A 26,149-nucleotide genomic window follows, 5' to 3' on the forward strand; every position below is an offset into this window, starting at 1 on the left:
GCAGGTCAGTCGCGGTCGGCGAGAGTTACCTCGACGCCGCCAACCAGGTCGCTGCAGAGGTTGTAGATGAACGATCCGATCGTGACGAGTGCCGTGAAAAGCACCATGTTCGCGATACCGATCAGCGCGGCGTAGCCGAACACCTGGCCGGCCGTCACCAGACCGTCGGAGCCGCCGTCGGCAACGATGTCGGTGAACGCGTTGTTCAGGCGATCCCAGACGCCCATGCCGTCGAGAACGACGTAGAGCAGTCCGACGGCCACCATCCATACGAAGAACAGCGATACCGAGATCACGGACGTGATCTTGAGCGTGGACCACGGGTCGATACGACGGATCTGGACCGTTGCGCGCAGTGGCGCACCGTCCACGACCGAAGCCGATACGGCGTGAGTTTTCTCACCCTTCACCGCAGCAGGCAACGGATGCTTGGCCTCGGAGAGGTCAGGCATGTCCTTCGGCAGATCCTTGCGATCGATGTGCCGAGTCGGCCCGTCGATCGCGGCGGCTTTTGCTTTCGGATTAGCGACGGTGGGATTGGCGACCGTGGCATTTGCAGCCTTGGGATTTGCGCCCGAGGGTGCAACAGCCTTGGCTGCCGCTGCGCCGGCGACGCCACCGGTAGCTGCGGCAGCTGCCGTTCCTGTCACGACAGGACGCGCCGACGGGTTGCCGGCAGGACGACCTGTCTGTGCACCCGCAGCAGGGCGACCCGCCTGCGGCTGTCCCTTCGGCGCACCACCCTGTGCGGGGGTTTTGGCCGGACCACCCTGTACCGGACCACCCTGTGCCGGGCCTGCCGCTGCAGGACGCTGCGGACCCGCAGGCGGCTTACCCCCAGCAGGAGCTGCCTGTCGACCTGCAGGAGCACCAGCGCCGGCCGGGCGCGTGATGTTGGTCTGCGGCTGACTTTGCGGAGCCTGATTCTGCGGTGCCGGAGCCTTGCCCGGGTTCTGAACAGCGGGGTTCTGAGCACTCGGGTTCTGAGCAGGAGCCTTCGGCGCCTGAGATGGCTGACCCTGAGGCTGGCCTGACGGCTGGGGTCCCCGCTGCCACGGCGGTGCCTGGCTGCCACGGGCCTGATTGGCGACCGGTTGCGGCGGAGCCTGACCATCACCCTTCGCCGGGGTTACCGGCGCAGCCGGAGCCACAGAAGGAGCGGAAGGAGCCCGACCCTTGGCCGCACCCGCGGCGTCGGGAGCCGCAGCCGCCGGTTTCTGGACCGAATCCGACGGGCCGCGAGGCGGCTCCGGTGCCTTGGGCGCCGGAGCTGCCTCGGAAGCTTTGGGTCCGTCGTCCGCTGGAGCTGCAGGTTTCGAGGTCTGCGACCCCGCCGGAGCAGTTGCCTGCTCCGGCTTCGGTGGCGTCGAACCTGAAGTGCTTTCACTCTTCTGGTCACTGCCCGGCTGGTTGGGAGTGCTCACTAGGACTCCTTAGCTCCATCGGCATTGTCTGCGTTGTCGGTGGTCTCTGCAGCGAGCTCTTCGGGCTCGTCGGCGTTGCGCGCAATCGCGAGCAGTGTGTCGCCTTCGCCGAGGTTCATCAGACGCACGCCCTTGGTCTGGCGTCCCGCCTTACGAACCTGCTTGGCAGCCGTCCTGATGACGCCGCCGCCCGAGGTGATCGCGTACAGCTCGTCGTCGTCGTCGACGATGAGCGCACCGACCAGAGTGCCACGTTTCTTGTCGTACTGAATCGTGAGCACGCCCTTGCCGCCGCGACCCTGCACCGGGTAATCCTCCATGCCGGTTCGCTTGGAGTAACCGCCCGAGGTGGCGACCAGGAGGAACGTTCCTTCACGAACGACGTTGAGCGAGAGCAGCTCGTCGTCACCGTTGAAACGCATGCCCTGGACACCGGAAGTGGCGCGGCCCATCGGACGCAGTGCCTCGTCGGTGGCCGAGAAGCGGATCGACTGGCCCTGTGCCGAGACGAGAAGCAGGTCGTCGTCGGCGGAGCAGAGAACAGCGCCGACCAGTTCGTCTTCACCGCGCAGGTTGATGGCGACGATGCCACCGCTGCGGTTGGAGTCGAAGTCGGTGAGCTTGGACTTCTTGACCAGACCGTTGCGTGTGGCGAGCACCAGGTATGGCGCGTCTTCGTACGTCTTGATCTGGATGACGGACTGGATGCGCTCGTCCGGCTGGAAGGCCAGGAGGTTGGCAACGTGCTGACCGCGAGCGGTACGGCTCGCCTCGGGCAGCTCGTAAGCCTTCGCGCGGTAGACGCGGCCCTTCGTGGTGAAGAACAGCAGCCAGTCGTGCGTCGAGGTGACGAAGAAGTGCGAAACGATGTCGTCCTGCTTGAGGCCGGCACCCTGAACACCCTTGCCGCCGCGCTTCTGCGATCGGTAGAGATCAGTCTTGGTGCGCTTGGCGTAACCGGTCTCGGTGATCGTGACGACGACGTCTTCGCGAGCGATCAGATCCTCGTCGTTGACGTCTCCGTCGGCGGCGATGATGCGGGTACGACGGTCGTCGCCGTACTTGTCGACGATTTCCTTGAGCTCGTCACGAACGATCGCGCGCTGACGCTCCGGGCGAGCCAGAATGTCTTCGAGGTCCGCGATTTCGAGTTCGATCTCGGCCAACTCGTCGACGATCTTCTGACGCTCGAGGGCGGCCAGACGACGCAGCTGCATGCCGAGGATGGCGTCGGCCTGGATCTCGTCGACGTCGAGGAGTTCCATCAATCCGGCGCGAGCGATGTCGACGGTCTGCGACGCACGGATCAAGGCGATGACCTCGTCGAGAGCGTCGAGGGCCTTGACCAGACCGCGCAGGATGTGGGCGCGCTCCTGTGCCTTGCGAAGCAGGTACCTGGTACGACGAACGATGACCTCGAGCTGATGCGTCGTGTACAGACGGATCATCTGGTCGAGGCGCAGCGTGCGCGGCACTCCGTCGACGATGGAGAGCATGTTGCAGCCGAAGCTGGTCTGCAGCTGGGTGTGCTTGTAAAGGTTGTTCAGCACGACCTTGGCAACGGCGTCACGCTTGACGGTGACGACGATGCGCATGCCGACGCGGTCCGAGGACTCGTCGTGGATGTCGGAGATGCCACCGATCTTCGCGTCACGAACCTGCTCCGCGATGGAGGTGATCAGGTTGTCCGGGTTGACCTGGTAGGGCAGCTCGGTGATGACGATCGTGGTGCGGCCCTTGGCATCTTCCTCGATCTCGACGACGCCGCGCATACGAACTGAGCCACGGCCGGTGGTGTAGGCATCCTGGATGCCCTGTCCACCGACGATGAGCCCGTGCGTCGGGAAGTCGGGTCCCTTGATGCGCTCCATGACGGCCGCGAGGGTGGCTTCCTCGTCCGCCTCGAAGTTCTCGAGCGCCCAGTAGATGGCCTCGGCAACCTCACGCAGGTTGTGCGGCGGAATGTTGGTGGCCATACCGACGGCGATGCCGTTGGAACCGTTGATCAGAAGGTTCGGGATACGGCTGGGCAGAACCGTCGGTTCCTGCGTCTTACCGTCGTAGTTCGGGGTGAAATCGACTGTCTCGTGGTCGATTTCGCGCAGCATTTCCATCGCGAGCGGCGTGAGCCTGCACTCGGTGTAACGCATGGCGGCTGCGCCGTCGTTGCCGCGGGATCCGAAGTTTCCCTGACCGTCGACGAGCGGGTAACGCAGCGACCACGGCTGGGCCATACGGACCAACGTGTCGTAGATCGAGGAGTCGCCGTGGGGGTGGTAGTTACCCATGGTCTCGGCGACCGGTCGGGCAGACTTCACGTATCCGCGGTCCGGGCGATATCCGTTGTCGTACATCGCGTAGAGCACGCGGCGGTGCACCGGCTTGAGTCCGTCGCGGACATCCGGCAGAGCGCGACCGACGATGACGCTCATGGCGTAGTCGATGTAGCTGTTCTGCATTTCCTGCTGGATGTCGACCGGTTCGATCCGGTCGTGTTGCGGACCGTCCGGTGGCAACGTGGTGTCGGTCATGAGCTCACTTTCTTAAAAGAGGGGGCAAGCCCCTGTGCGCGGAAAAGGAGTCCGGGGACTCCGCAACCGCTCACAGGGCCGCAGGCCTACACGTCGAGGAAACGAACGTCCCGGGCATTGCGGGTGATGAAGCTGCGTCGTGCTTCGACGTCTTCGCCCATCAGCACGCTGAACAGCTCGTCGGCAGCAGCCGCATCGTCGAGCGTGACGAGACGCAGAACGCGCACCGTCGGGTCCATCGTGGTTTCCCACAGCTCCTTGGCGTTCATCTCGCCGAGGCCTTTGTAGCGCTGGATGCCGTCGTCCTTGTTGATCTTCTTGCCGGACTCGAGGCCTGCCTTGACCATCGCGTCGCGCTCGCGGTCGGAGTACGCGAATTCCGGTTGCGCACCCTTCTGCCACTTGAGCTTGTACAGCGGCGGCTGCGCGAGGTAGACCTTGCCGTGCTCGACGAGCGGCCGCATGAAGCGGAACAGCAGCGTGAGCAGCAGCGTTGCGATGTGCTGACCGTCGACGTCGGCGTCGGCCATGAGCACGATCTTGTGATAGCGCAGCTTGGCGATGTCGAACTCGTCGTGGATGCCCGTGCCGAACGCGGTGATGATCGACTGGACTTCGGTGTTCTTGAGGACGCGATCGATACGCGCCTTCTCGACGTTGATGATCTTTCCGCGAAGCGGGAGGATCGCCTGGTACATCGAGTCTCGGCCGGACTTGGCCGAGCCGCCTGCGGAGTCGCCCTCCACGATGTAGATCTCGGACTTCTCCGGATCGTTGGAGCGGCAATCGGCGAGCTTGCCTGGCAGGCCACCGAGGTCGGTCGCACTCTTACGACGGACCAGCTCACGCGCCTTACGTGCGGCAACGCGGGCCTGCGCCGACGAAACAGCCTTGTTCACAATGGTTTTCGCGTCGGCGGGGTTCGCCTCGAACCAGTGCGCGAGGTGCTCGTTGCACGCCTTCTGTACGAACGACTTGACCTCGGTGTTGCCGAGCTTGGTCTTGGTCTGACCCTCGAACTGGGGTTCACCGACCTTCACCGAGATGATGGCCGCGAGTCCTTCACGGATGTCGTCACCGGTGAGCTTGGGATCCTTGTCCTTGAGCAGCTTCTTTTCGAGCGCGTACTTGTTGACCGTTGCGGTCAGTGCGGCGCGGAAGCCCTCTTCGTGGGTACCACCCTCGTGGGTGTTGATCGTGTTGGCGAAGGTGTGCACGGACTCCGAGTAGCCGGAGTTCCACTGCATTGCGACCTCGAGCTCGTGGCCGGTGCCCTTGGCGGTGAATCCCACGACCGAGTTGTGGATCGGGGTCTTGCTCTTGTTGATGTGCCGGACGTAGTCCTCGAGTCCACCGGGGTAGTGGTAGATACGGGTCTTGGACTTACGCGGCGCTGCCTGGGCAGCTTCTTCGGCTTCTTCGGCAGCAGACTTGGGAGCCTCGGCTACCTCGGCAGCTTCGTCGTCGATGACCTCGGCGCGCTCGTCGGTCAGCGTGATGGTCAGGCCCTTGTTGAGGAAGGCCATTTCCTGCAGACGACGCGCAACGGTCTCGAAGTTGTAGCGGGTGGTCTCGAAGATCTCGGGATCAGCCCAGAAACTGACGGTGGTGCCGGTCTCCTTCGTCGGGTCGCCCTGTACGAGCTCTCCCGGCTTGGAATCGGTGTACGTCTGCTGCCACCGGTAGCCGTCGACCTTGATGTCGACGTCGAGCCGGGTGGAGAGCGCGTTGACCACCGAGATACCGACGCCGTGCAGACCACCTGAGACGGCGTAGGAGTCGGAGTCGAACTTGCCGCCGGCGTGCAGCTGGGTCAGCACGACCTCGACGGTGGGTACTCCGGAGGCGTGCATGCCGACCGGGATGCCACGGCCGTCGTCGATGACGCGGATTCCGCCGTCTTCGAGGAGGGTGACCTCGACCTTGGTGGCGTGTCCGGCCATCGCCTCGTCGACCGAGTTGTCGACGACCTCCCAAATGAGGTGGTGCAAGCCGCGTTCACCGGTGGAACCGATGTACATGCCTGGACGCTTACGTACCGCCTCGAGTCCTTCGAGGACGGTGATGGACGACGCGTTGTAGTCCTTGCTGGAAGTGCTTGTATCTGACTTCTGGGCAGCCACGGGTGGGTAGCTCTCCTTCTCCGTCAATACTCGAGCGCAGCCGTCAGCAAGCCCTTGCGGGTGTCGTCGGAGCGGGTTCGAGAATGTTGCCGCTAGTTACCGTTGACCATCTTACTGGTAAGCACCGACTAGAAGCGGCCAATGACACCCCTGGCTGCGCCGCAGACGAATTTTTACGATCCCCTGAAGGTGAAACGCTAGGAACTTTGCTTCTCCGAGCGACGCTCTCTCAGGCTCGCGATAAATGCCCGCGCATGTTCGGCAACCTCGCTCGGATGTGAAAACGGCGACCAGTGTCCCGCGGCAATTTCACGTCGCTGCAGGTCGGAGACCCATTTTTCGGTGTCTTCGTATCCCACCGGACGAACGGCTTTGTCGTACTTGTTCAGAATGAGCTGAACAGGCACGTCCGTGTACCGATCCCGCGGCTTGCCGAGAGACGGCCGGATGTTCGCGCGATAAAGCTTGAGTCCGTTCACCATGTCGTCGGCGATGGTGGGCGCGGTGTTGACCACACGAGGGTCCAGACCGTCGAAGAAGCCCAGAAATGCCGGCCAGTGCTTGGAGAACCACAGACGCAACGGGAGGGTGCACAGCCCGGGAATCTGGAACAGAACGGTGTAGGCCGACGCAATTCCCTGCGCCGCCGGGCCGAGGAAACGACGCTTGGACACGCTCGCCCGGATCCACTTCCCGAGATGATCGAGATTGGGGCCCGAGATGGACGAGAACGACGCGATCTTCTCTTCGGCACCCGGCTCGCAGACCGCTTCCCACGTTTCCACGGATCCCCAGTCATGTGCCAGGACGTGCACCGGCTTGCCCGGGCTGACCGCGTCGATGACGGCAAAAAGATCGCCGGCCAGTGCGCTCAGTTGGTAGTCCTGCACCCTCGAGGGGATCGTGCTCTCACCGGCCCCGCGGCTGTCGTAGCTGACGACGCGGAAGTCGTCTGCCAGCAAAGGCACGATGCGGTTCCACAATTCATGGGTGTCGGGCCAACCATGCACCAGGACGATGGTCTCGCCGTCTGCCTTGCCCTGCTCGAACACTGCCAGGCTGACGGAACCGTTGGTCACGCGACGCGCGGTAACGGCATGGACAGGAGAGTGCTTCGACATTGTCGAACCCTTCGGAGTCGGGAATATCTAGAGATCGAGAACGAGACGTCCACCGTCGGAACGGGATACGCAGATGAGCATCTCCGTTTCCTGTTCGGTGTCGGTCAGACGCCTTTCGCGGTGATCGGGCTTGCCCGCGAGTACCTTCACGCGACAGGTTCCGCAGAAACCCTGCTGACACGAGTACCCGACACCGGGCAATGTCTTCTTGATGACGTCGAGCGCGGACTCGTCGGCGGGCACGGTGAGCACCTGTCCCGAATTGACCAGCTGCACTTCGAATTCCTTGCCGTCGATCACCGGCGGAGCCCCGAACCGCTCGAAATGCAAAGCGGTGGAGGGTGTATCGCGGAATCCGCGGCGAACGGCGTCGAGCATCGGCGTCGGGCCGCAGCAGTACACGGCGCCGCCGACTGGTGCTCGCCCGAGAAGGTCTGCGGTGGTGGGTAATCCGAACTCGTCGTCCGGGCGCACGAAGACACGCTCAGGTTCCCAGCTCGCGATCTCGTCGAGGAACGGCATGGATTCACGAGAGCGGCCCGAGTACACGAAGTACCAGTCCATCCCCAATTCTCTTGCCGCACGGACCATTGCGATGATCGGCGTGATACCGATGCCGCCGGCAACAAACAACGCACTGCCTTCACCCACAAAGGGAAATCCGTTGCGAGGGCCGCGTACCGTGACGTGCTCACCCGGCTGGAGAGCGTGCATCTCGATGGAACCGCCACCGCCGTCGGGGATCCGACGAACCGCGACGCTGTATCCCGTGCGATCGGCCGGGTCGCCGCACAGCGAATACTGACGCCGCAGACCCGAAGGTAGATGGAAGTCAAGGTGCGAACCCGGATGCCACGGCGGAATCGGTGAACCGTCGGCGGATTCGAAGCGCAGGCGAACGACGTTCTCGTCGGTCGCCACCACCTCACGCGTACTGACCACCATGTTCATGGCCGTGTCGGGGTTGTGGCCAGCGATCTCGGGGTTGTAGTCGTAGGCCGTCAACACCCGAAGGTACTTGTCCGCCAATAACTCCGTGATGCGCATGGCACGGTCGGGACGGTTCTTTCCGGACAAATCGGGTGGCGCCGGAAAACGCGGCAACCCGTCGTGCCCGGAGATGACGTCCTTGACCCTCGAGAGTGAAATCACCGTGCAGCCGCCTGAGCTGCGGGTGACGACGCCAGGTACTGCACCGCCTGGGCGGTCGAGCCCTCGTTACTGGGGTGATAGGACTTGCTGAAGTACGTCGACATCCGCTTGACCAGCTCGAACGACGTGGGAACTGTGCCACGCTTTCCGGCCGCGATGAAATCGGACAGGTGGGGTCGTCGACGGCTGGGAGCCTGAGCGGCAAGCTCGGGATCGTTGCGCATCAAGAACCGGGTTCCACGAATCCACAGCCACACGATTGCGGGCGTGACGAGGATCTGGGTACGGATCCGGCGGGTCTCACGCTTGTCGAAGTAGCGCATCACGTCGTACGCGACGGCGCGGTGTTCGACTTCTTCGGCGCCGTGCCAGCGAAGAAGATCAAGCATGGTCGGGTGCATGCCGGCTTTGTCGAGCCCCTTGGCGTTGAGCACCCAGTCGCCGAGGAAAGCAGTGATGTGTTCGATGGCCGCGATGATCGCCAAGCGCTCCACAAGGTGATTCTCGGCGCGCAGACCTGTCATCGGGCGCGGGCCGAGCAGTTTCGAGAATGCCCACTCCATCTGCTGGGTGTACGGCGTCGGATCGAGGCCGTTTTCCTTGAGATGGACGAGGACACCCGAGTGCGCGTTGGAGTGCATCGCCTCTTGGCCGATGAATCCGACGACGTCTTCACGGAGCTTCTCGTCCTCGATCAGAGGAAGAGCTTCCTTGAAAGTCTCGACAAACCACTCCTCACCGGCGGGGAGGAGAAGGTGAAGCACGTTGAGAACGTGTGTGCTGAACGGATCGCCCGGAATCCAGTGCATGGGCAGATCGGACCAGTCGAACTCGACATTGCGAGCCTGCAACAGGATGTGATCCGGCTCGGCGAACGACGAAGCGGGTGTCGATATCTTCTGCGACATCTAGCTACTCCTTCATGCCTGCCGATCGGTAGGGAACGACAGCCTTGTGACACAGTTCACTCACTAGCGAGTTTTAACTGTAACACGAAGTAATAGGTAGAACCAGGTCCTGGTTGAGTTTTCCTCAGCCGTACGTATCGCGAGGTCCGCGGCCTTTCACATGCCTTTCACCCTTGCGCCAGCTAGGCGCACTCGGACCGGTGATGCGCAGTGTCTTCACGACGCCGTCACCGACGGCAGCAGCGATCTTGGCCAGAATCTGGGACTGCATCATGCGCAACTGGGTAGCCCAAGCCGTCGACTCGGCGGAGATGCTGAGAACACCTTCTTTCAGAGAGATCGGCTCGGCGTGCGCGGAGATGTCTTCTCCGACGACCTGCGGCCACCGACCGAGGACCGTGCCCTCGGACACCTTGGGGGACCACCCACGCGACTTGGAGATAGCGCTGGTGAGAGCACCGAACGGCTGAGGGTCCCGCGCATCCGGGCCGGGGCCGGACCAACCGCTGCGTCGACGCGGGCGGCCACTTCCGTATTTGGGCGACGAGCGCCCCTGCCCGACGGCCTTGCCGTTGGCTTTGGCTGTCGCGCGTGCCTCCTCGAGGGCACGGCGCGCCAGATCGATCCCCTTGAGCTCGGGCTCCGGGGCCGCGCTGCTGTCTTCAGTCATCGAACTCGACCTCCTGATCCGTCGAGCCTACGGGCACAATCCGGGATATCCGACCGTCTCCGGTATCCGAGGCTTCGACGCCGAACTTGGCCGCCTCGAGTTCGTCCGGTACGTCCTCGGGAACGGCGGCCGTGATCAGCACCTGTTCTGCGGTAGCCGCAACGGTGGCGAGCGCACGACGCCTACGACGGTCCAATTCCGCGAATACGTCGTCGAGCATCAGGACCGGGTCGCTGCCGTCCGCGCGCAACAGGGCAAAACCTGCCAGTCTCAGCGAAAGCGCGAACGACCACGATTCACCATGACTGGCAAAGCCTTTCGCCGGACTGTCGCCGAGAACCAGCTCCAGGTCGTCCCGATGCGGACCGACCAGACACACTCCGCGATCGATTTCCTTCGACCTCATCTGTGCCAACTCGAGATGAAATCTCTCCTCGAGGTATGCAACGTCGTCGATTCCGGAAATCCTTGCAGGATCGGTGAATTCGGGATCCAACGAGGAACCCAGGCTGCTCTTGTATCGAATCGACGCCGGCCGGGATTCGGGTGCGATGGAACGATACGACTCCGCCAGGTGGGGCGCCAGATCATGGACCAACTCGAGGCGCCCGGCCAACAATTGTGCGCCGTGAGCGGCCAGATGCCCGTCCCACACCTCGAGGGTGGAGAGGACGTTGTCGGACTCGCCACCACGAGAACCGCGACGCAAAGCCGCACCCGCAGTTTTGAGTAGGGCTGAGCGCTGACGCAGCACTTTGTCGTAATCCGCACGGACAGCAGCCATTCGGGGTATCCGGGACGTCAACAACTCGTCGAGATAGCGCCGACGATCACCAGGATCACCGCGAACCAACGACAGATCTTCCGGCGCGAACATCACCGACTGAAGAATCCCCAACACTTCACGCGGACGACGTGTCGGCGACTGATTTATCCTGGCGCGGTTGGACTTTCCCTCGATCAGTTCGACGTCGATGGTCAGTTCGCGCCCGTTGTTGACCACGGTTGCACCGGCAAAAGCACTGGCGGAACCGCTGCGGATCATCGGTGCATCCGTGGACACTCGATGAGAGGACAGCGTGGACAGATACCCCAGTGACTCGAGGACGTTGGTTTTACCGTGCCCGTTCGAACCGAGGAAGACAGTTGTTCCCGGCGTGAGGTCCAGCGTCAGCGAATCCCAGGATCGGAAGTCCCGCAACGAAAATCTACGAACGAACACTTAGCTTCCAGAAGCCGAATTCTTGGGCGAAGCGCTCTTGACCGCGTGACCACCGAACTGATTACGCAAGGCCGACACCGCCTTCATGGCCGGTGAATCATCCTGTCGTGAAGCAAATCTCGCGAACAGAGCAGCGGAGATGACGGGAGCAGGGACAGCGTGCTTGATAGCTTCCTCGACCGTCCAGCGGCCCTCACCGGAATCCTCGGTATAGCCCGTGATCTGCGCAAGCTCCGGATCCTCCGCGAGGGCGTCGACAAGCAGATCGAGCAACCACGAACGTACGACGGTTCCCTTCGACCAGGCTCGAAGCACACCGGGAACGTCCGCGATCAGGCTTTCCGCCTCGAGGAGCTCGTACCCCTCGGCATACGCCTGCATCAGGCCGTATTCGATGCCGTTGTGCACCATCTTCGCGTAATGACCAGCACCGACGGGACCGGCGTGGACAAAGCCGTCTGCAGCGTCGCCGTCGGGGCGAAGGGCGTCGAAGATCGGCATTGCCTTTGCCACGTCGGGCTCGGATCCGCCAACCATCAGGCCGTAGCCGTTCTCACGGCCCCAGATGCCACCGGAGACACCGCAGTCGAGGAAACCGATCCCACGGGCGCCCAGAAGCTCGGCATGGACAGCATCGTCGGTGTAACGCGAGTTCCCACCGTCGATGACCAGATCGCCACCCTCGAGGGCATCCGCCAGCTCGGCAATGGTGCTCTGGGTGATTTCACCGGCCGGAACCATCACCCAGACGACTCGAGGTCCCTCGAGGGAAGCAGCGAGTTCGGCAAGTGACCCGACATCGGTGACTTCCGGTCGAGGGTCGTATCCGATCACCTCGAGGCCATGCGCGCGCAAGCGCTCACGCATGTTGAAACCCATCTTGCCGAGACCTACGAGTCCGATCTTCATACTGTTCTCCCTGGTCAGGCGCGAACTGAAGTGCGGGGTACCACTCAGCCCGGGAGGCGAACCGGCATCAGCAGGTACGTGTACTCGCTCGAGGGCGCAGCGAAGTTACCGGACTCGTCTGCCGTGGGCTCTTCCTCGGCCGCGGGGCGAAGAACAGCCGGACGGCTGGGAGTGGTGAAGCCGAACAGAACGTTTTCGCTGTGAAGCGAGTTCAACCCGTCAATCAGGTAACCGGGGTTGAACGCAATGGTGAGTGCTTCGCCCTGGAACGACGCGTTGAGTGTCTCTTCTGCGCGGCCGGCGTCGTCGCCACCCGCAGAGAGGAGCAGACCGTCAGCGGAGAACTGCATGCGAACCTGTGCGCCACGCTCGGCGACGAGTGCTACACGCTTGATGGCCTCGATGAGAGGCGTGACCTCGACCGTAGCCATCGCGGTGTGCTGAGCAGGCAGCAACTGACGGAACTTCGGGAACTCGGCGTCGAGGAGGCGCGTCGTGGTGCGGCGTCCGTCGTTGACGATGCCGAGGAGTCCGTCGTTTCCGATGGTCGTACCGGAACCGAGAGCCAACTCGACCGGCGAATTTGCATTGCCGGCAAGCGTTTTCGCGGACTCGGACAGAGTCTTCGCAGGGATGAGAACAGCAGCCTGGACGTCGGGGTTTGCCGGAGTCCACTCGAGTTCACGAACGGCGAGACGGAAGCGGTCGGTAGCGGCGAGGACGATCGAATTCTGTTCGATCTCGACACGGATACCCGTGAGCATCGGAAGGGTGTCGTCCTTGCCGGCTGCAACGGCTACCTGGCTGATGGCTTCGGAGAACAGGTCGACGGGAATGGACCCGGACTGCTGCGGAAGCGTCGGAAGCTGGGGGTAGTCCTCGACCGGCATCGTGGGCAGGGAGAACTTGGCGCTTCCGCACGAGATGAGCACGCGAGTGCCCTCGAGGGTCACATCGACCGGCTTGTTGGGAAGCGACTTGGTGATATCGGCAAGGAGGCGTCCGGAGACGAGTGCCTGACCTGCAGTCGTGACATCTGCCGAGACGCGGACCTGCGCAGATACCTCGTAGTCGAACCCGGAAACGGTGAGGCCGGCTTCGGTTGCGTCGAGAAGAACTCCGCCGAGAACCGGCACAGGCGGCCTCGAGGGCAGGCTACGAGCAACCCACGCTACTGAATCAGCGAACTCTTCCCGGGAAACGCGAAACTTCAGGCTTCCAAGCTCCATCGCCGGGTTATTCCTCTCGGTAGGCATGTTCGTCTGCTGCGGATCTGCATCAGCTCACTTGAAGTCTGACACAGACCAAGCGATGCCCACCGTATGCCCTCGAGGGCGCAAGTGGAAAGCCGAAGCCGGGACGAGCGCAGCCTGAGGCGAGGTTCTCAACAGGAGTTGTCCCCAGAACTATTTTCAAAGAGCTTTTCCTAGGAAATTCTCAGTAGTAGTAATAAGTCCTGTGCAATCTGTGGAGCAACGGTTGTCGACGCTGGTAGGTCCCCTCGAGGGCCTGTGCACTTCTCGAGGACAGACTCGAGGACCAATCGACCCCCTCTGTGCACTCTCTGAAAGTTTTCGGATTCCTCCTCGAGAACTCCACAGACTTTCGGAGTTATCAACACAGTTATCCACAGATGTGAATACTTTTCACAAGAAACGAAGAGTTTGTTCTTATCGGCGTGTCCGACTCCGGCGTGTCGTCCCTCGAGGTGGACAACCGCCCTCGAGGGGACCACACGTGGAACCCTTCGAATACACCGATGCCGCTCGAGGGAACCTCTGCCTCGAGCGGCATCGATCGAAATAAGTGCAGGTCAGCGCTTGGAGCGCTGCTTGATCCTTGCGGTCAACTCCTGAACCTGGTCGTACACCTTGCGGCGTTCCGTCATTTCCTTACGGATCTTCTTGTCGGCGTACATGACCGTCGTGTGGTCACGGCCGAACGTCTGACCGATCTTCGGCAATGACAAATCAGTGAGCTCACGGCACAAATACATCGAGATCTGGCGGGCCTGAGCGAGTGGCCGGGCCTTACCCGGCCCACACAGGTCGTCGATCGACATGTTGAAGTATTCGGCCGTCACCGCCATGATCGTCGCCGCGTTGATCTCGAGGCTCGACGAATCGGGCATCAGATCGCGCAGGACCACCTCGGCCAACGTCAGATCCAACGGCTGGCGGTTGAGCGAGGCAAAAGCGGTGACGCGGATCAACGCGCCCTCGAGTTCACGAATGTTGCGCTCGATACGGCTGGCGATCAACTCGAGGACGTCGTGCGGGACCTCGAGGCGATCCATCCTCGCCTTCTTGCTCAGAATCGCGATACGCGTCTCGAGCTCAGGCGGCTGAACGTCGGTGATCAGGCCCCATTCGAAGCGCGTCCGCAGACGCTCCTCGAGGGTTGCCAACTGCTTGGGCGGACGGTCCGAGGAGACGACGATCTGCTTGTTCGCGTTGTGCAAGGTGTTGAAGGTATGGAAGAACTCCTCCTGGATACCTTCCTTGCCTTCGATGAACTGGATGTCGTCGACCAGCAGGACGTCCGTTTCCCGGTATCGACGTTTGAACGCGACCTTGCGGTCGTCACGAAGACTGTTGATGAAGTCGTTGGTGAATTCTTCGGTCGAGACGTACTTGACCCGCATGCCGGGGAACAGTCGCTGTGCGTAGTGGCCGGCGGCGTGAAGAAGGTGCGTCTTGCCCAGGCCCGAAGCTCCCCAGATGAACAAGGGGTTGTACGCACGCGCCGGCGCCTCCGCGATCGCGACGGCAGCGGCATGAGCGAATCGGTTGGACGATCCGATCACAAAAGTGTCGAAGGTGTACTTCGCGTTGAGACTGTTCGCGCCGGACCCAGAAGCAGAAGGAGTAGCGGGCGGCTTCGTGAAGTACGACGGCCACGATTCGTGAACGCTCGCGAGTGCTTCGCGGTCGTCGTCGACTTCTTCGGTCTCGGCAGTCTCGGAGTCCGAAGGTTCGCCGTCGCCTTCGGTGAATCTGCGCCGACGGTATGCGCCCGATGAGTTGACCGACTCGAACTGACGGCTGCCCGTGCGCTCCTCGACCGGTTCGGCGGGTGCGTCGGCATCGTCTTCGAGTGCGATGCGGACACCGAGTCCCTCGACCTGGCCGCCGAGGTGGCGTCCGAGTGCCTGCAGGATCGGCTCGCGTAGATCGCGCTCGATCGTCTCTTGAGCAAATGGCGATGGAACCGAGAGGAGTGCAAAACCCTGAGCAAGTGTGAGAGGCCTCACCAGACGGACAAATGCCTTCTGCTTGCTGCTCAAAGCCGGAAGATTACTTCCGGGGTCATCACTCGTGAGTTCTGCAACCACGTCGACCCAGACCCGTGCGAGCGCGTTGGGATCGTCGTTCACGTGGTTCCTTCCCGTGTTTCGCCGACAGTGGGTGTGCTGCAGCTGCCGAGCGTATGGCTGCGGCGTCGAATGATTCGGTGGATTACCACCCGGGGTGAGAACCCCGTAACAGGCTACGAATATGCCACCTGGGCTGTGTTTCCACACAATTATCCACAGATGTGGACAAACCTGCACTGAGTCGGTTTTTTCGTCAACCAAATTCGTCAAAGTGATCGAGAAATTGATCTACCTGCAACTTTGTCGGAACTCGAGGCGTTCGCCACTTGGTGTCGGGGATGCGTCAACACTCACAGCCCTGTGGATGAATGTGGAAACTCGGGATTCGGGGTCGCGTCCGGCGCTCGTGCCCGTATGTGCTGATGAGGCCTTGTCGGGAGCATGCGCCGGTGGAACTGTCCGGGTTGCCTTCAGGTCACCTGCAGTCCGTAGCGGAACTGTTGCCAAGGTCACACTTGCCGCCTCGCTCGAGGTCACGGCCGTATGCACACCGCGAATGGAATCTGCGGAATGATGGAAGTATCGGCGTGTCGTCGCGGTTGCCGCGAGAGGGCTCCGAATCGGGCTGGTTTGACCTTGGCAACGGTGGTAAGTAACCTCGAACGGTCACCCGCTGGTGGTGATCGCTTCGTGCTGGCTACATATGTCAGGTCGGATCGGTCTTCCAAGCCACAACGAGTGAAGTTGATTGTTCTGTACCTGTTGGATCCAAAGGCGCCGTAAGGCGTCGATCACTGAATGACGCCGGGAGGCGTCAATGAACTTCGAGGAGTGTTGACCGTGGCCAAGGGCAAGCGGACGTTCCAGCCGAATAATCGCCGCCGCGCGCGTGTTCACGGCTTCCGTCTTCGTATGCGTACCCGTGCGGGTCGTGCAATCGTTTCGGCGCGTCGCCGTAAGGGCCGCGATTCCCTCACCGCCTGATCTGATTTCGAGTTCAGGAGCTCGGGGTGTTGCCTGAGCCGTCTCGGTTGCGTCGCCACGCGGATTTCTCCGTGGCGGTGCGACGCGGGCGTCGTATGGGAAGACGCGACCTTGTCGTGCACGCGTTCGATCGCGAGCAAGTAGAGGCGCTGGTAGTAACAAATCACGGTCCCCGTTTCGGGCTGATCGTGAGCAAGGCTGTCGGGCCGGCGGTGATTCGACATCGAGTCGCACGCCGGCTTCGTCATATCTGTGCAGATTTCGTCGGGCAGGTTTCGCCGGAGACGGACGTGGTTATCCGCGCACTTCCGGGCGCAGCTACCGCCAGTTCAGCCGAACTGGCCAAGCAGTTGCGTGGTGGCCTGACCAAAATGAACCTATTGGTGTCGGTAAGTGAAGAGCCATGAGTACTCCGCTCTCTGAGCAGATCGAGACTCCCAGAGCCTCCCGTGTCATCACGGTGTTGAAGGCTGTGCGTCGCGCTCCCGCCACTGTTCTCATCTTCTGTATCGAGTTGTACCGGACGTATGTGTCGCCCTTGAGGATGCCGACCTGCCGGTTCACCCCCACCTGCAGTGAATACGCGGTCGAAGCGCTGCGCACTCACGGGGCGATCAAAGGCCTTTTCTTGACTGTGGTGCGGTTGGCGAAGTGTGCCCCCTGGCATTCTGGAGGGTGGGACCCTGTCCCTGCCCGTCGTGACCGTGATGCGGGTAGCCGCCATAGCTGTCCGGAAGCACGCGCAGCGTGTCACAGTCCGACGGACGAACAGAGGAGTACTTAGAGCCGTGCTCAATTTCATTTACTATCCGGTATCCGCAATTCTGTGGGTCTGGCACAAGGTCTTCGGGTTCATTCTCGGCCCGGACAACGGAATAGCCTGGGCGCTCTCCGTGGTGTTCCTGGTGTTCACCTTGCGTGCGGTTCTGTACAAGCCGTTCGTGAAGCAGGTCCGCACGACCCGCCAGATGCAGGAACTGCAGCCGCAGATCAAGGCATTGCAGAAGAAGTATTCGGGCGACCGTCAGCGCCAGGCCGTCGAGATGCAGAAGCTCCAGAAGGAGCACGGATTCAACCCGATCATGGGCTGTCTTCCGGTCTTGGCTCAGGCTCCGGTGTTCATCGGTCTGTTCCACGTCCTGCGCTCGTTCAACCGCACCGGCACCGGCATGGGCCAGCTGGGCATGAGCGCCGAGGACAACCTCAACACCCCGAACTACGTCTTCTCGGCCACTGACGTCCAGTCGTTCCTGGATGCTCGTCTGTTCGGCGCGCCTATCTCGGCCGCGATCACGACGCCGGTTGCGCAGCTTCAGGCTTATGTCACCGAGAACGTTCCCGAGCTTCCGTCACGCCTGAACATCATTCTCGTGGCCGCTCCGTTGATGATCATTGCCAGCATCGCGACCCACTTCAACTCACGCGCTTCGGTTGCCCGTCAGAGCGAAGCAGCTGCCGCGAACCCGCAGTCCGCGATCATGAACAAGCTCGCGCTGTACGTCTTCCCGCTCGGTGTTCTGGTCGGTGGACCGTTCCTTCCGATCGCGATCCTCCTGTACTGGGTGTCGAACAACATCTGGACCTACGGTCAGCAGCACCTCGTCTTCCGCAAGATCGATGCCGAAGAAGAAGCGAAGAAGCAGGAAGCGATCACTCGCCGCAACGACAATGCGCCCAAGCCCGGTGCCCGTCCCGATCCCGGTAAGAAGAAGGGATCCCCGGCTGCGCTGAAGACCGCGGATTCAGCCGACGACGACGGTGACGCCCCGGAAGTTTCGCTCAAGAAGCCTCAGCCGAAGCCCTCGGGTTCCAGTGGTGGTTCGACGTCGAAACCGAAACAGAACCGGCCACAGAGCAACCGCGGCAACTCCCCCAAGCGCAATAAACGGCGCTGATCCAGGAAAGAGAACGACCAATGTCCAGTGAAGCTGACATCGTTGTGGATGGAGAGAACGCAGACGTGAGCACCGAGACCACTGCGCCGGTTACCGATGTGGATGTAGACATCGACGATTCCGATGACGATTTGATCGAAGAGGGCGAGATCGCCGGCGACTACCTCGAGCAGTTGCTCGACGTGCTCGATTTCGACGGAGACATCGACCTTGACGTCGAGGGCGATCGGGCGATCGTCAGCATCGACGGCGGCGACGACCTGACCAAGCTTGTGGGACGTAAGGGTGAGGTTCTGGATGCTCTCCAGGAGCTGACTCGTCTGGCTGTTCAGCAGTCGACCGGCGAGCGCAGCCGCTTGATGCTCGACATCGCCGGGTGGCGTGCGGGCCGGCGCGAGGCACTCAGTGCTCTCGGTGCGGAAGCCGCACAGCGTGTTCTCGAGACCGGCGAACGCGAAGAGCTTGCTCCGATGACGCCGTTCGAACGCAAGATCGTGCACGACGCCGTCGCCAAGGTCGCCGGTGTTTCCAGCGAGAGCGAAGGCGCTGAGCCGTCTCGTCGAGTGGTTGTCCTCAAGGACTGACACTCCCCCCTGATCGAATGCGGGCCCCGGATTTTCCGGGGCCCGCTTTTGTGTCCGAGAGGTGTTTCACGTGAAACCGAATCCGGCAGCACGGTGAAGGTCAGGTGCCTATCGTTGTCGACATGTCCAACGAGCGCTCCGGATTCCCTCTCGGATTGATGACCCTTGGGGCCTTGATAGGGATGCTCGTGTGCGGCCTGAGCTATTGGCCCGTGGTCTTCGAACTACAGCAGAAAATGGAAGTCCAGTCCTTTCCGCCGGGCGGTCTGAAGTATTGGCTCTGCTGGTTGTTGCCGCTGGGAGTAGTCGCCGTCGTATTCATTCCACTTGCACTGGCATGGCGATCCGGGAGACCGGTCATGCTCAGCTTCGCGATTGCCTTCTTGTTCGTCGGGGGTGCACTGTGCATGTTCGGATATTCGATCGACAACATGCCGTACTACATGTGAGCCCCTCCCCTCCCCCCAGGAGGAATAGTCGGCCTTCGTTTCACGTGAAACCGGATCGATGGTTGTTGCCCCGAGCCCTCGAACTCCGCCCCAGATTGCCGCCACAATGGATCACCGACCTGATGTCGTCAGGCCTGCTGGCAAGGTCGTCACCTTCGGCGCTGGCATCCGATGACCGACAACCCGCCAGCCCTCACTTCGAGGGCCCCGGATTGGGGCGTCATCAACAACGATCAAGAAGGAGCAGCATCCGCACATGCACGTCGACATCGAAGGCGCCACCCGGATCGCCCGCCTCGCCGCAGAATTCGACTGGACCTGGGCCGTCGACGACCTGGAACCCTTCTGCGCACAAGCGGGATGGGAGCTCGTCGAACTCAGGCAAGGTGGCGCCTCGATACGAACGAACCTTCATGTCTGCCGGCCGAAGGCGAACATGTTCAGGCGGAACCGTTCGATGCACTACATCTCAATCTTCGTCTCGGACCTGGCAGATCTAGGTATTCCCAAGGCAGAAGTTCGCCCGTTGTTGGTCGAGGGGTTCACGAACCTCGATGTGGCATTTACCGCACTCCTGGGGACAGCCACGAGCGCCGAACCCGGACCTGAGGCAACTATCCGGTGGGATCTGCCGAAAGCGGTCATCACACTGCACCGGGGTTTCAGTGCAATCCACCTCGCTCTGAAGAGTCCGAAGTATCAGGCATGGATGGATGAGCCCGGACCGGAGGACGAGGACTAGCGATCGAGGTCGGCGAGATCGCATCCGGTGTGGGAACAGGTTTGCGCACTCCTCACACGAATCGGACCACTCACATCGAATGGGCTTCGTCGCCACGCAAAGTCGATGATGCAGGCTTCGGGGTGAGATCGGCGGCGACTACTTTGCCAAGCAAACCGGAATCGACCTCATCTTCACGGGCTCCGGTTCATAGACTGCGGACCGCGTCGGGGTAATCACGGGACCGCCTTGAGTTCGGTTGACTCGCGGGGTGTGCGCGATCGGCGTCGCGCCCACACCTGCTGCTGGTCTCGGCACGAGAGCGGGTCCGGGCTGTTTGAGGTGGAATGGCTTGGCGGTGCCCGGATCGAACTCGTGAGCGGTGATCTTGTTGGTTCCGGGTTCGGTATGCACCAACGGGTAGTCGTAGTCTTTGCCGTCCAACAACTCCTGCACCAAGCGCGGATCTTAATCGCGCAGAGCCTGCAGCGCTTTCGAGTCCAGGCGCAGGAATTCATCCTGCGCATCGGGCAGGTCCCCTGCTCGACTTTGATCTTCCCGCCGACACCGGTATCCACATCGAAGGCGAACTCGCCATGCGCATCCTGTGGTGCGAAGCTCCTTGATTGATTCGCGGTTTGTGATGCCAAGTCTCCGGTGTCCCGCAACAGGAGTGTCAAGCCGACGGATGTATGGCTCGCAACAACCGGCGGTGAGATAACGATGCTGTCCGCGACTTGGACTCGAAGCTCATCCGCGTCGAACAACAGATTGCGTCAGACCGACAGAGTCCGTTCGGCTGTCCGACGGCGGCAATTCTCTACAACCACTTTTCGTAAAAAATTGCCCATTTTGGGCCCGAATTCCATCCATGTAACTACCTACGGCAGTTTCGTCACTGTGATGATATTGAAAATCGACCTACTATCTCCATGCGACCTTCCGGCTATGTTTCACGTGAAACGGGTCAGATTTCGGCGAATTATCAGCGCAATGTTTCACGTGGAACGTGAACCCCTCCCCTCCCCCACTTGAATTTTGGGCGGAATACTTCCCAAAGAATGAACGAGTCGGCAGACTCACAGCGAGTCGGTGTGCAGAAGCGAACACATGTCGGCTCCAGAGCGGATAATGATTTCGGTCTTGATTGTTGATTTCGCGGTTTACGCGGGAGGATGTTTCACGTGGAACAGAATGGTGCGGCGTCGGTTGACTGGGACGAACAAGAGACTGCGCGCGCAGTGTTCGGTGACAGATATGAGATCGCGGAACGGTACTACCAATCCCTGGCAACGGATGGTGTCGAGCGCGGGCTCATTGGTCCCCGTGAGGTTCCCCGACTGTGGGAGCGTCACCTTCTCAATTGCGCAGTGATCGGTGAACTGATCGCCGAAGGTGAGTCGGTTGTGGACGTAGGAAGCGGTGCCGGCCTACCCGGAATCCCTCTCGCGATCGCCCGCCCGGACTTGAAGGTGACTCTCGTCGAACCGTTGCTTCGACGCTCTGTGTACCTCGCGGAGTTCATCGAGTCCAACGGATTGGACGTATTGGTTGTCCGAGGGCGAGCCGAGGAATCGGGTGTTGTGAAGGAAGCGGGCGGTGCGGACGTGGTCACTTCGCGGGCCGTGGCGCCTCTGGAGAAGCTCGCACGTTGGTCCCTCCCACTCATTCACGAGCACGGCCGGATGTTGGCACTCAAAGGTTCGAGCGCCGCCGAGGAGATCGAGCGGGACCGTACGGCGCTCACCAAATTGGGCGCGGGTAAGTTGGAAATACTCGAATGTGGAGCCAAGATTCTCCGCACCCCCACCGTGGTGGTGAAGGCCGAACGTCTCCCGAAGCGTCGCCAGCGTTGATGATTTACACGCATGCAATCGAGAGCAATGTACAGATGATGAGAGCACCTAGTGATCGATTCCCAATCGAAGGAGCAGTCAATGTCGGGTCGATCTGAATCCGCCGTTTCACGTGAAACACCGAAGCAGCACACGAGTGCGGGTGCGGATCAGATCGTCAACGACGACGACAATTTCACCGCCCCCTACGCGGCGATCTCCTCGGAGGAGACCCCCATCGGGGCGGCCGCGCATCGAGCGAGCCAAGTGCTTCATCCCCATTCGGTGACGCTGCCGAAGCCGGCGTTCCGCCGCGTGATCACCATCGCGAACCAGAAGGGTGGCGTCGGCAAGACGACGACCACGGTGAACCTTGCGTCGGCGCTCGCTCTTCAAGGACTCACTGTCCTCGTGGTCGATTTGGACCCTCAGGGCAACGCCAGCACGGCTCTGGGCGTCGTCCATACCTCGGGCACCCCCTCCAGTTACGAGTTGCTCATAGGCGAAGTGAAGGCCCCGGAGGCGATCCAGACCAGCCCGCACAGTGAGCGCCTTCTCTGCATCCCGGCAACGATCGATTTGGCGGGCGCCGAGATCGAATTGGTCTCCATGGTTGCCCGCGAGAATCGACTCAAAGGCGCGCTCAACGACAAGGTGCTCGCAGAGCTCGACGTCGACTTCGTCCTCATCGACTGCCCGCCCTCGCTGGGGCTGCTGACCGTCAACGCGATGGTTGCTGCCAAGGAAGTCCTGATCCCGATCCAGTGCGAGTACTACGCCCTCGAGGGGGTCGGTCAGTTGCTCCGCAACATCGAACTCGTCCAGGCTCATCTGAACCCGGATCTGCATGTCTCCACGGTCCTTCTGACGATGTACGACGGGCGCACCAAGCTGGCCGACCAGGTGGCCGAAGAAGTACGCAAGCACTTCGGCGAGGCCGTACTGCGCGCTGTGATTCCCCGCAGTGTGAAGGTTTCAGAGGCTCCCGGATACGGAATGACAGTTCTCGATTACGACCCGGGTTCACGCGGCGCCATGAGTTACCTCGACGCCGGACGCGAACTTGCCGCCCGCTCTGCCACCACGACGACCCAGGAGCAGTGAGATGAGTCAAGCACGCAAAGGTGGATTGGGCCGCGGCTTGGCTGCTCTCATCCCCACTGGGCCGGCCACGGCACCGGGTCTGGGTTCGGCTGCAGCGGACGTCGTAATCGGCGTCGACAAGCGCAACCCCTCCCCTCCCCCACCGACGAAGGCGGCTCCGAAAACACCGAAAGCCGCTAAGGCGACGGCGGCGAAGGCTCCGGTGGAAGCTGAGCCGGAGACCGAACTCGAGCCGACCGGCGCGGTCTATCTCGAGATCGAACCGAGCCTGATCGAGACGAACCCGAAGCAGCCTCGCAGCGTTTTCGACGAGGAAGCACTCGCGGAGTTGGTTCACTCGATCCGCGAATTCGGTTTGATGCAGCCGATCGTGGTCCGTCGTCACGGTGACAAGTACCAACTTGTCATGGGTGAGCGTCGCTGGCGCGCGAGCCAGGAAGCCGGGCTGGAGAAGATTCCGGCGATCATTCGTGAAACCGATGACGACTCGATGTTGCGCGACGCGCTCCTCGAGAACATCCATCGAGTGCAGTTGAACCCCCTCGAGGAGGCAGCGGCGTATCAGCAGTTGCTCGAGGAGTTCGAAGTAACCCACGAAGAATTGGCCAATCGGATCGGACGTTCGCGTCCCGTCGTGACCAACATGATTCGTCTGCTGAAGCTGCCGGTGGCGGTTCAGCGCCGCGTTGCGGCTGGAGTACTTTCGGCCGGCCATGCTCGCGCACTGCTGTCCCTCGAGGCGGGTGCCGATGCTCAGGAAGTCATGGCGGCACGCATCGTCGCCGAAGGAATGTCGGTTCGCGCGACGGAGGAAGCCGTCACTCTTGCCAACCGGGCGGACAATGAGATCGCTCCCCCGCAGAAGCGCAAGCCCATCGTGATGCCGGGTCTGCAGGATGTGGCCGAGCGGTTGTCGGACTCGTTCGACACCCGGGTGACTGTCAGTCTGGGCAAGCGGAAGGGAAAGATTGTGGTCGAATTCGGCTCGGTCGACGACCTACAACGCATCGTCGGAATGATGGAAGCGCAGAAATCGACGTAGTGAACTCGGATGCCCGTTTGGTGACGTAATGACGATGAGCGGGCACACCACCTATTTTCGTCACTGTGACGAATTTAGGTGGTCCGAGCTTCTCGAAATCTTGAACCGGGACGAAAGATGTTGAACAGCAATACATTAGAGCGATCAACTCTCGCGCCACTGCCGACTCGGTACAGCTGGCCTATCCTGGAGAAGAAAAAAGCGGCGGGCGAACATCAAAACCGCTTCGGGGACCTACGGAGAGTGAGTTAGTCAGTGTCGACTCACGTCATCACCTCTCTCACGCTCGACAGCCTCGATCAGCTTTCCGCCCATGCGCGTCGATGCGTGTTCTGGGAGATGGACCCGGGCGCGCTTCACGACGCCCGAGGATTCTGCGATCAGGAATTCGAGAAGGAAGCCTGGCTGTCGATGGTCATGCTCGAGTGGGGTTCGTGCGGACAGGTCGCCGTCCGCGACGGAAAGCCGCTTGGAAGTGCGTTGTACGCCCCTCCCCGCATGATCCCGCGCGCGCAACTGTTTCCGACCAGCCCGGTCAGCTCGGACGCAGTGCTTCTGACAAGCCTTCGCCTCGAGCCCTCGGGCATAGAGGAAGAACTGGGGCCAAGCCTGCTGGCCGCTGTCGTGACAGATCTGGTTCGACGAGGAGTTCGTGCGCTCGAGGCATTCGGTATCCGTAGCGACGACTTGGGACCTGCTTCCGACGTGGCCAGCGCAACGGCCGCTCTGGAATGTTCACCCGCAGAATGCATGATCAGTGCCGAGTTCCTCGAGGATTACGGTTTCGAGGTCGTGGCACCGCACCATCGCTATCCGCGGCTTCGTCTCGAACTCAATCGAGATCACGAATGGAAAGTCGACGTCGAAGAAGCCCTCGACCGTCTACTGAAGGCCGCAGCTCTCGAAATGGTGGAGATCAGCGAGCTCGCCAGAGTGTGAGCAGGTGCCGACCGCAGGACCTACGAAATGCGGTCGGCTACCGAAAGTTCTTCTGCGAGAAGCTCGGCGAAGGTGAAGGTGCCGGTCGGCTGATCGTCTTGACCGAGCAGATACAGCCGTTTGACCGAGATCAAGATGGCTTCGGCGATGGTGTCACGCATCCGCGGATTCGTCAGTACCGCAACGTCGGACGCGTTGGACAGGTAGCCGAGATCGATCTGCACTGTCGGCATGTTGGTGAGGCGCAACAACTCCCACGTCCGACCGTGAGTTCTGCAGTCCCGCAACGGGGTTCGCGCAACGATCTCGCGCTGAACGAAACCGGTCAACACCTGCCCGATCATCGAGACCGAACCGTGCGAATTTCCGAAGTGGAAGCTCGCGACGCCGTTTGCCGACGGGCTCGAGTTGCTGTCGCAACGCAGGGAGATCATCAGATCCGCGTCGAACGCATTGGATGTCAGTGCGCGCTCGGCCTCGGTGGGATCGGCGTTGTGCGGGCGGGAGAGGAAAGTTTCCATCCCGGTTGCAGCCATCCGCCCCTCGAGGCGCATGGCCAGATCCCAGAGGATGTCAGCTTCGGAGATGCCGTTGACGATGTTGCCCGTCGACGGCCCGCCGAGGCCGGGATCGATGACGATGCGCTTACCGCCAAGCTGCGGGCCCTTACGCCGCACCAGTTCCTCTTCGCTGATCGCATGTGGGGAACCACCGGTGACGCGGGTTCCCAGAAGTTCCAGCGAACGGAGTGTCTGTGGGCCGCAGATACCGTCGGCAGCGATCCCGATTTCACGCTGGAAAGACGAGAGAGACTCGTGGGTCTGTGGACCGAAGAAACCGTCGACCCGGCCTGCGTAGAAGCCCAGATCTTGCAGTTTTGCCTGCAGCGCTGCGACGTCGTCGCCGTACAGCGGCGCGGACAACTGGTAGATCAACGTACGGGCACCCAGGCGGTACGAGGCCTCACGAAGTGACCGATAGGTTGCCGGGCCCACAATGCCGTCGACAAGAAGCCCACGCTGCTGCTGGAAGGCACGAACGGCGCTGTCGAGTTGATGATCGAAGATGGCGTCGGGTGCAACCCAGTGGGCACCGTCGGCGCTTTCACGTCGAATGCCGGAAGTTCCGTGATGGAGGTATCCCAGCTTCGTCAATGTGCCCCGAATCTCGGCGACGGCCGGGCCGTGATCGCCGTGTCGGAGTCTGTGCATGCGTGAAAG

24 protein-coding genes are annotated in these 26,149 nt (G+C 61.6%); 11 read left to right on the forward strand and 13 right to left on the reverse strand.

Annotated elements, in window-relative coordinates; translation table 11 throughout:
- Positions 1-5: 5 nt before the first annotated feature.
- From AC2ETI_RS23810 to dnaA, 11 genes are all read right to left on the reverse strand, one after another.
- Complete coding sequence (locus AC2ETI_RS23810; RefSeq protein ID WP_483634468.1) at positions 6-1,424, reverse strand: DUF3566 domain-containing protein; 1,419 nt, start codon at positions 1,422-1,424, stop codon at positions 6-8.
- Complete coding sequence (gene gyrA / locus AC2ETI_RS23815) at positions 1,424-3,955, reverse strand: DNA gyrase subunit A (protein WP_019746215.1); 2,532 nt, start codon at positions 3,953-3,955, stop codon at positions 1,424-1,426. Before gyrA ends, AC2ETI_RS23810 begins: the two co-directional genes overlap by 1 nt.
- 86 nt (positions 3,956-4,041) lie before the next feature.
- Positions 4,042-6,078, reverse strand: a complete 2,037-nt coding sequence (gyrB, locus tag AC2ETI_RS23820; RefSeq protein ID WP_003942515.1) for a DNA topoisomerase (ATP-hydrolyzing) subunit B — start codon at positions 6,076-6,078, stop codon at positions 4,042-4,044.
- A 197-nt stretch (positions 6,079-6,275) separates the two neighbouring features.
- Positions 6,276-7,199 (reverse strand): alpha/beta fold hydrolase, encoded by a 924-nt coding sequence (locus AC2ETI_RS23825; protein ID WP_020967979.1) that lies wholly within the window; start codon positions 7,197-7,199, stop codon positions 6,276-6,278.
- Positions 7,200-7,226: 27 nt separating this feature from the next.
- Entirely contained in the window at positions 7,227-8,348 is a 1,122-nt protein-coding gene (locus AC2ETI_RS23830) for a PDR/VanB family oxidoreductase (protein ID WP_024487650.1), read from the reverse strand.
- Complete coding sequence (locus tag AC2ETI_RS23835) at positions 8,348-9,259, reverse strand: metal-dependent hydrolase (RefSeq protein WP_007729174.1); 912 nt, start codon at positions 9,257-9,259, stop codon at positions 8,348-8,350. The genes AC2ETI_RS23830 and AC2ETI_RS23835 overlap by 1 nt, the downstream gene beginning before the upstream one ends.
- Before the next feature lie 124 nt (positions 9,260-9,383).
- Positions 9,384-9,929: a DUF721 family protein gene (locus tag AC2ETI_RS23840; RefSeq protein ID WP_003942471.1), complete on the reverse strand. Its 546-nt coding sequence runs from the start codon at positions 9,927-9,929 to the stop codon at positions 9,384-9,386.
- Positions 9,922-11,151 carry a DNA replication/repair protein RecF gene (recF, locus tag AC2ETI_RS23845; RefSeq protein WP_020905610.1) on the reverse strand — a complete coding sequence of 410 codons (1,230 nt, stop codon included), beginning with the start codon at positions 11,149-11,151 and terminating at the stop codon, positions 9,922-9,924. Before recF ends, AC2ETI_RS23840 begins: the two co-directional genes overlap by 8 nt.
- Positions 11,152-12,060, reverse strand: coding sequence for a phosphogluconate dehydrogenase (NAD(+)-dependent, decarboxylating) (gene gnd, locus AC2ETI_RS23850; protein ID WP_080909374.1), 909 nt, complete (start codon positions 12,058-12,060; stop codon positions 11,152-11,154).
- Positions 12,061-12,104: 44 nt separating this feature from the next.
- Positions 12,105-13,289, reverse strand: coding sequence for a DNA polymerase III subunit beta (gene dnaN, locus AC2ETI_RS23855; protein ID WP_007729165.1), 1,185 nt, complete (start codon positions 13,287-13,289; stop codon positions 12,105-12,107).
- A 584-nt stretch (positions 13,290-13,873) separates the two neighbouring features.
- Positions 13,874-15,436: a chromosomal replication initiator protein DnaA gene (dnaA, locus tag AC2ETI_RS23860; protein ID WP_003942491.1), complete on the reverse strand. Its 1,563-nt coding sequence runs from the start codon at positions 15,434-15,436 to the stop codon at positions 13,874-13,876.
- A gap of 780 nt (positions 15,437-16,216) precedes the next feature.
- Between dnaA and rpmH the strand changes: the two genes are divergently transcribed.
- From rpmH to AC2ETI_RS23895, 7 genes are all read left to right on the forward strand, one after another.
- Entirely contained in the window at positions 16,217-16,360 is a 144-nt protein-coding gene (gene rpmH, locus AC2ETI_RS23865) for a 50S ribosomal protein L34 (RefSeq protein WP_003942540.1), read from the forward strand.
- Between the two features lie 26 nt (positions 16,361-16,386).
- On the forward strand, positions 16,387-16,767 hold the full coding sequence (gene rnpA / locus AC2ETI_RS23870; RefSeq protein WP_019746209.1) for a ribonuclease P protein component: 381 nt from the start codon (positions 16,387-16,389) through the stop codon (positions 16,765-16,767).
- Positions 16,764-17,144: a membrane protein insertion efficiency factor YidD gene (yidD, locus tag AC2ETI_RS23875; RefSeq protein WP_007729147.1), complete on the forward strand. Its 381-nt coding sequence runs from the start codon at positions 16,764-16,766 to the stop codon at positions 17,142-17,144. Before rnpA ends, yidD begins: the two co-directional genes overlap by 4 nt.
- A 4-nt stretch (positions 17,145-17,148) precedes the next feature.
- Positions 17,149-18,255, forward strand: coding sequence for a membrane protein insertase YidC (yidC, locus tag AC2ETI_RS23880; RefSeq protein WP_019746208.1), 1,107 nt, complete (start codon positions 17,149-17,151; stop codon positions 18,253-18,255).
- Positions 18,256-18,275: 20 nt separating this feature from the next.
- Positions 18,276-18,839 (forward strand): Jag family protein, encoded by a 564-nt coding sequence (locus AC2ETI_RS23885; protein ID WP_003942504.1) that lies wholly within the window; start codon positions 18,276-18,278, stop codon positions 18,837-18,839.
- 122 nt (positions 18,840-18,961) lie between these two features.
- The gene (locus AC2ETI_RS23890) at positions 18,962-19,288 is read left to right on the forward strand and encodes a hypothetical protein (protein WP_020971491.1); all 327 of its coding nucleotides are present in this window, start codon (positions 18,962-18,964) and stop codon (positions 19,286-19,288) included.
- 256 nt (positions 19,289-19,544) lie between these two features.
- Positions 19,545-20,030, forward strand: coding sequence for a DUF6301 family protein (locus AC2ETI_RS23895; RefSeq protein WP_483634469.1), 486 nt, complete (start codon positions 19,545-19,547; stop codon positions 20,028-20,030).
- Positions 20,031-20,168: 138 nt separating this feature from the next.
- On the opposite strand, the gene AC2ETI_RS23900 is transcribed toward AC2ETI_RS23895, so the two are convergent.
- Complete coding sequence (locus tag AC2ETI_RS23900; RefSeq protein WP_483634470.1) at positions 20,169-20,468, reverse strand: hypothetical protein; 300 nt, start codon at positions 20,466-20,468, stop codon at positions 20,169-20,171.
- A 716-nt stretch (positions 20,469-21,184) separates the two neighbouring features.
- Here AC2ETI_RS23900 and rsmG point away from each other — a divergent pair.
- From rsmG to AC2ETI_RS23920, 4 genes are all read left to right on the forward strand, one after another.
- Positions 21,185-21,865 (forward strand): 16S rRNA (guanine(527)-N(7))-methyltransferase RsmG, encoded by a 681-nt coding sequence (gene rsmG, locus AC2ETI_RS23905; protein WP_019746204.1) that lies wholly within the window; start codon positions 21,185-21,187, stop codon positions 21,863-21,865.
- Between the two features lie 81 nt (positions 21,866-21,946).
- Positions 21,947-22,948: a ParA family protein gene (locus tag AC2ETI_RS23910; RefSeq protein WP_003942510.1), complete on the forward strand. Its 1,002-nt coding sequence runs from the start codon at positions 21,947-21,949 to the stop codon at positions 22,946-22,948.
- Position 22,949: 1 nt separating this feature from the next.
- A complete protein-coding gene (locus AC2ETI_RS23915) occupies positions 22,950-23,990 on the forward strand; it encodes a ParB/RepB/Spo0J family partition protein (protein WP_046379717.1) in 1,041 nt (346 codons plus the stop codon).
- A gap of 255 nt (positions 23,991-24,245) precedes the next feature.
- Positions 24,246-24,929 carry a hypothetical protein gene (locus AC2ETI_RS23920; protein WP_007729135.1) on the forward strand — a complete coding sequence of 228 codons (684 nt, stop codon included), beginning with the start codon at positions 24,246-24,248 and terminating at the stop codon, positions 24,927-24,929.
- Between the two features lie 20 nt (positions 24,930-24,949).
- On the opposite strand, the gene AC2ETI_RS23925 is transcribed toward AC2ETI_RS23920, so the two are convergent.
- Positions 24,950-26,140, reverse strand: a complete 1,191-nt coding sequence (locus tag AC2ETI_RS23925) for an N-acetylmuramoyl-L-alanine amidase (RefSeq protein ID WP_020909860.1) — start codon at positions 26,138-26,140, stop codon at positions 24,950-24,952.
- Between the last annotated feature and the right edge of the window lie 9 nt (positions 26,141-26,149).

The organism is Rhodococcus sp. MurmanLake-1 (assembly GCF_056945715.1).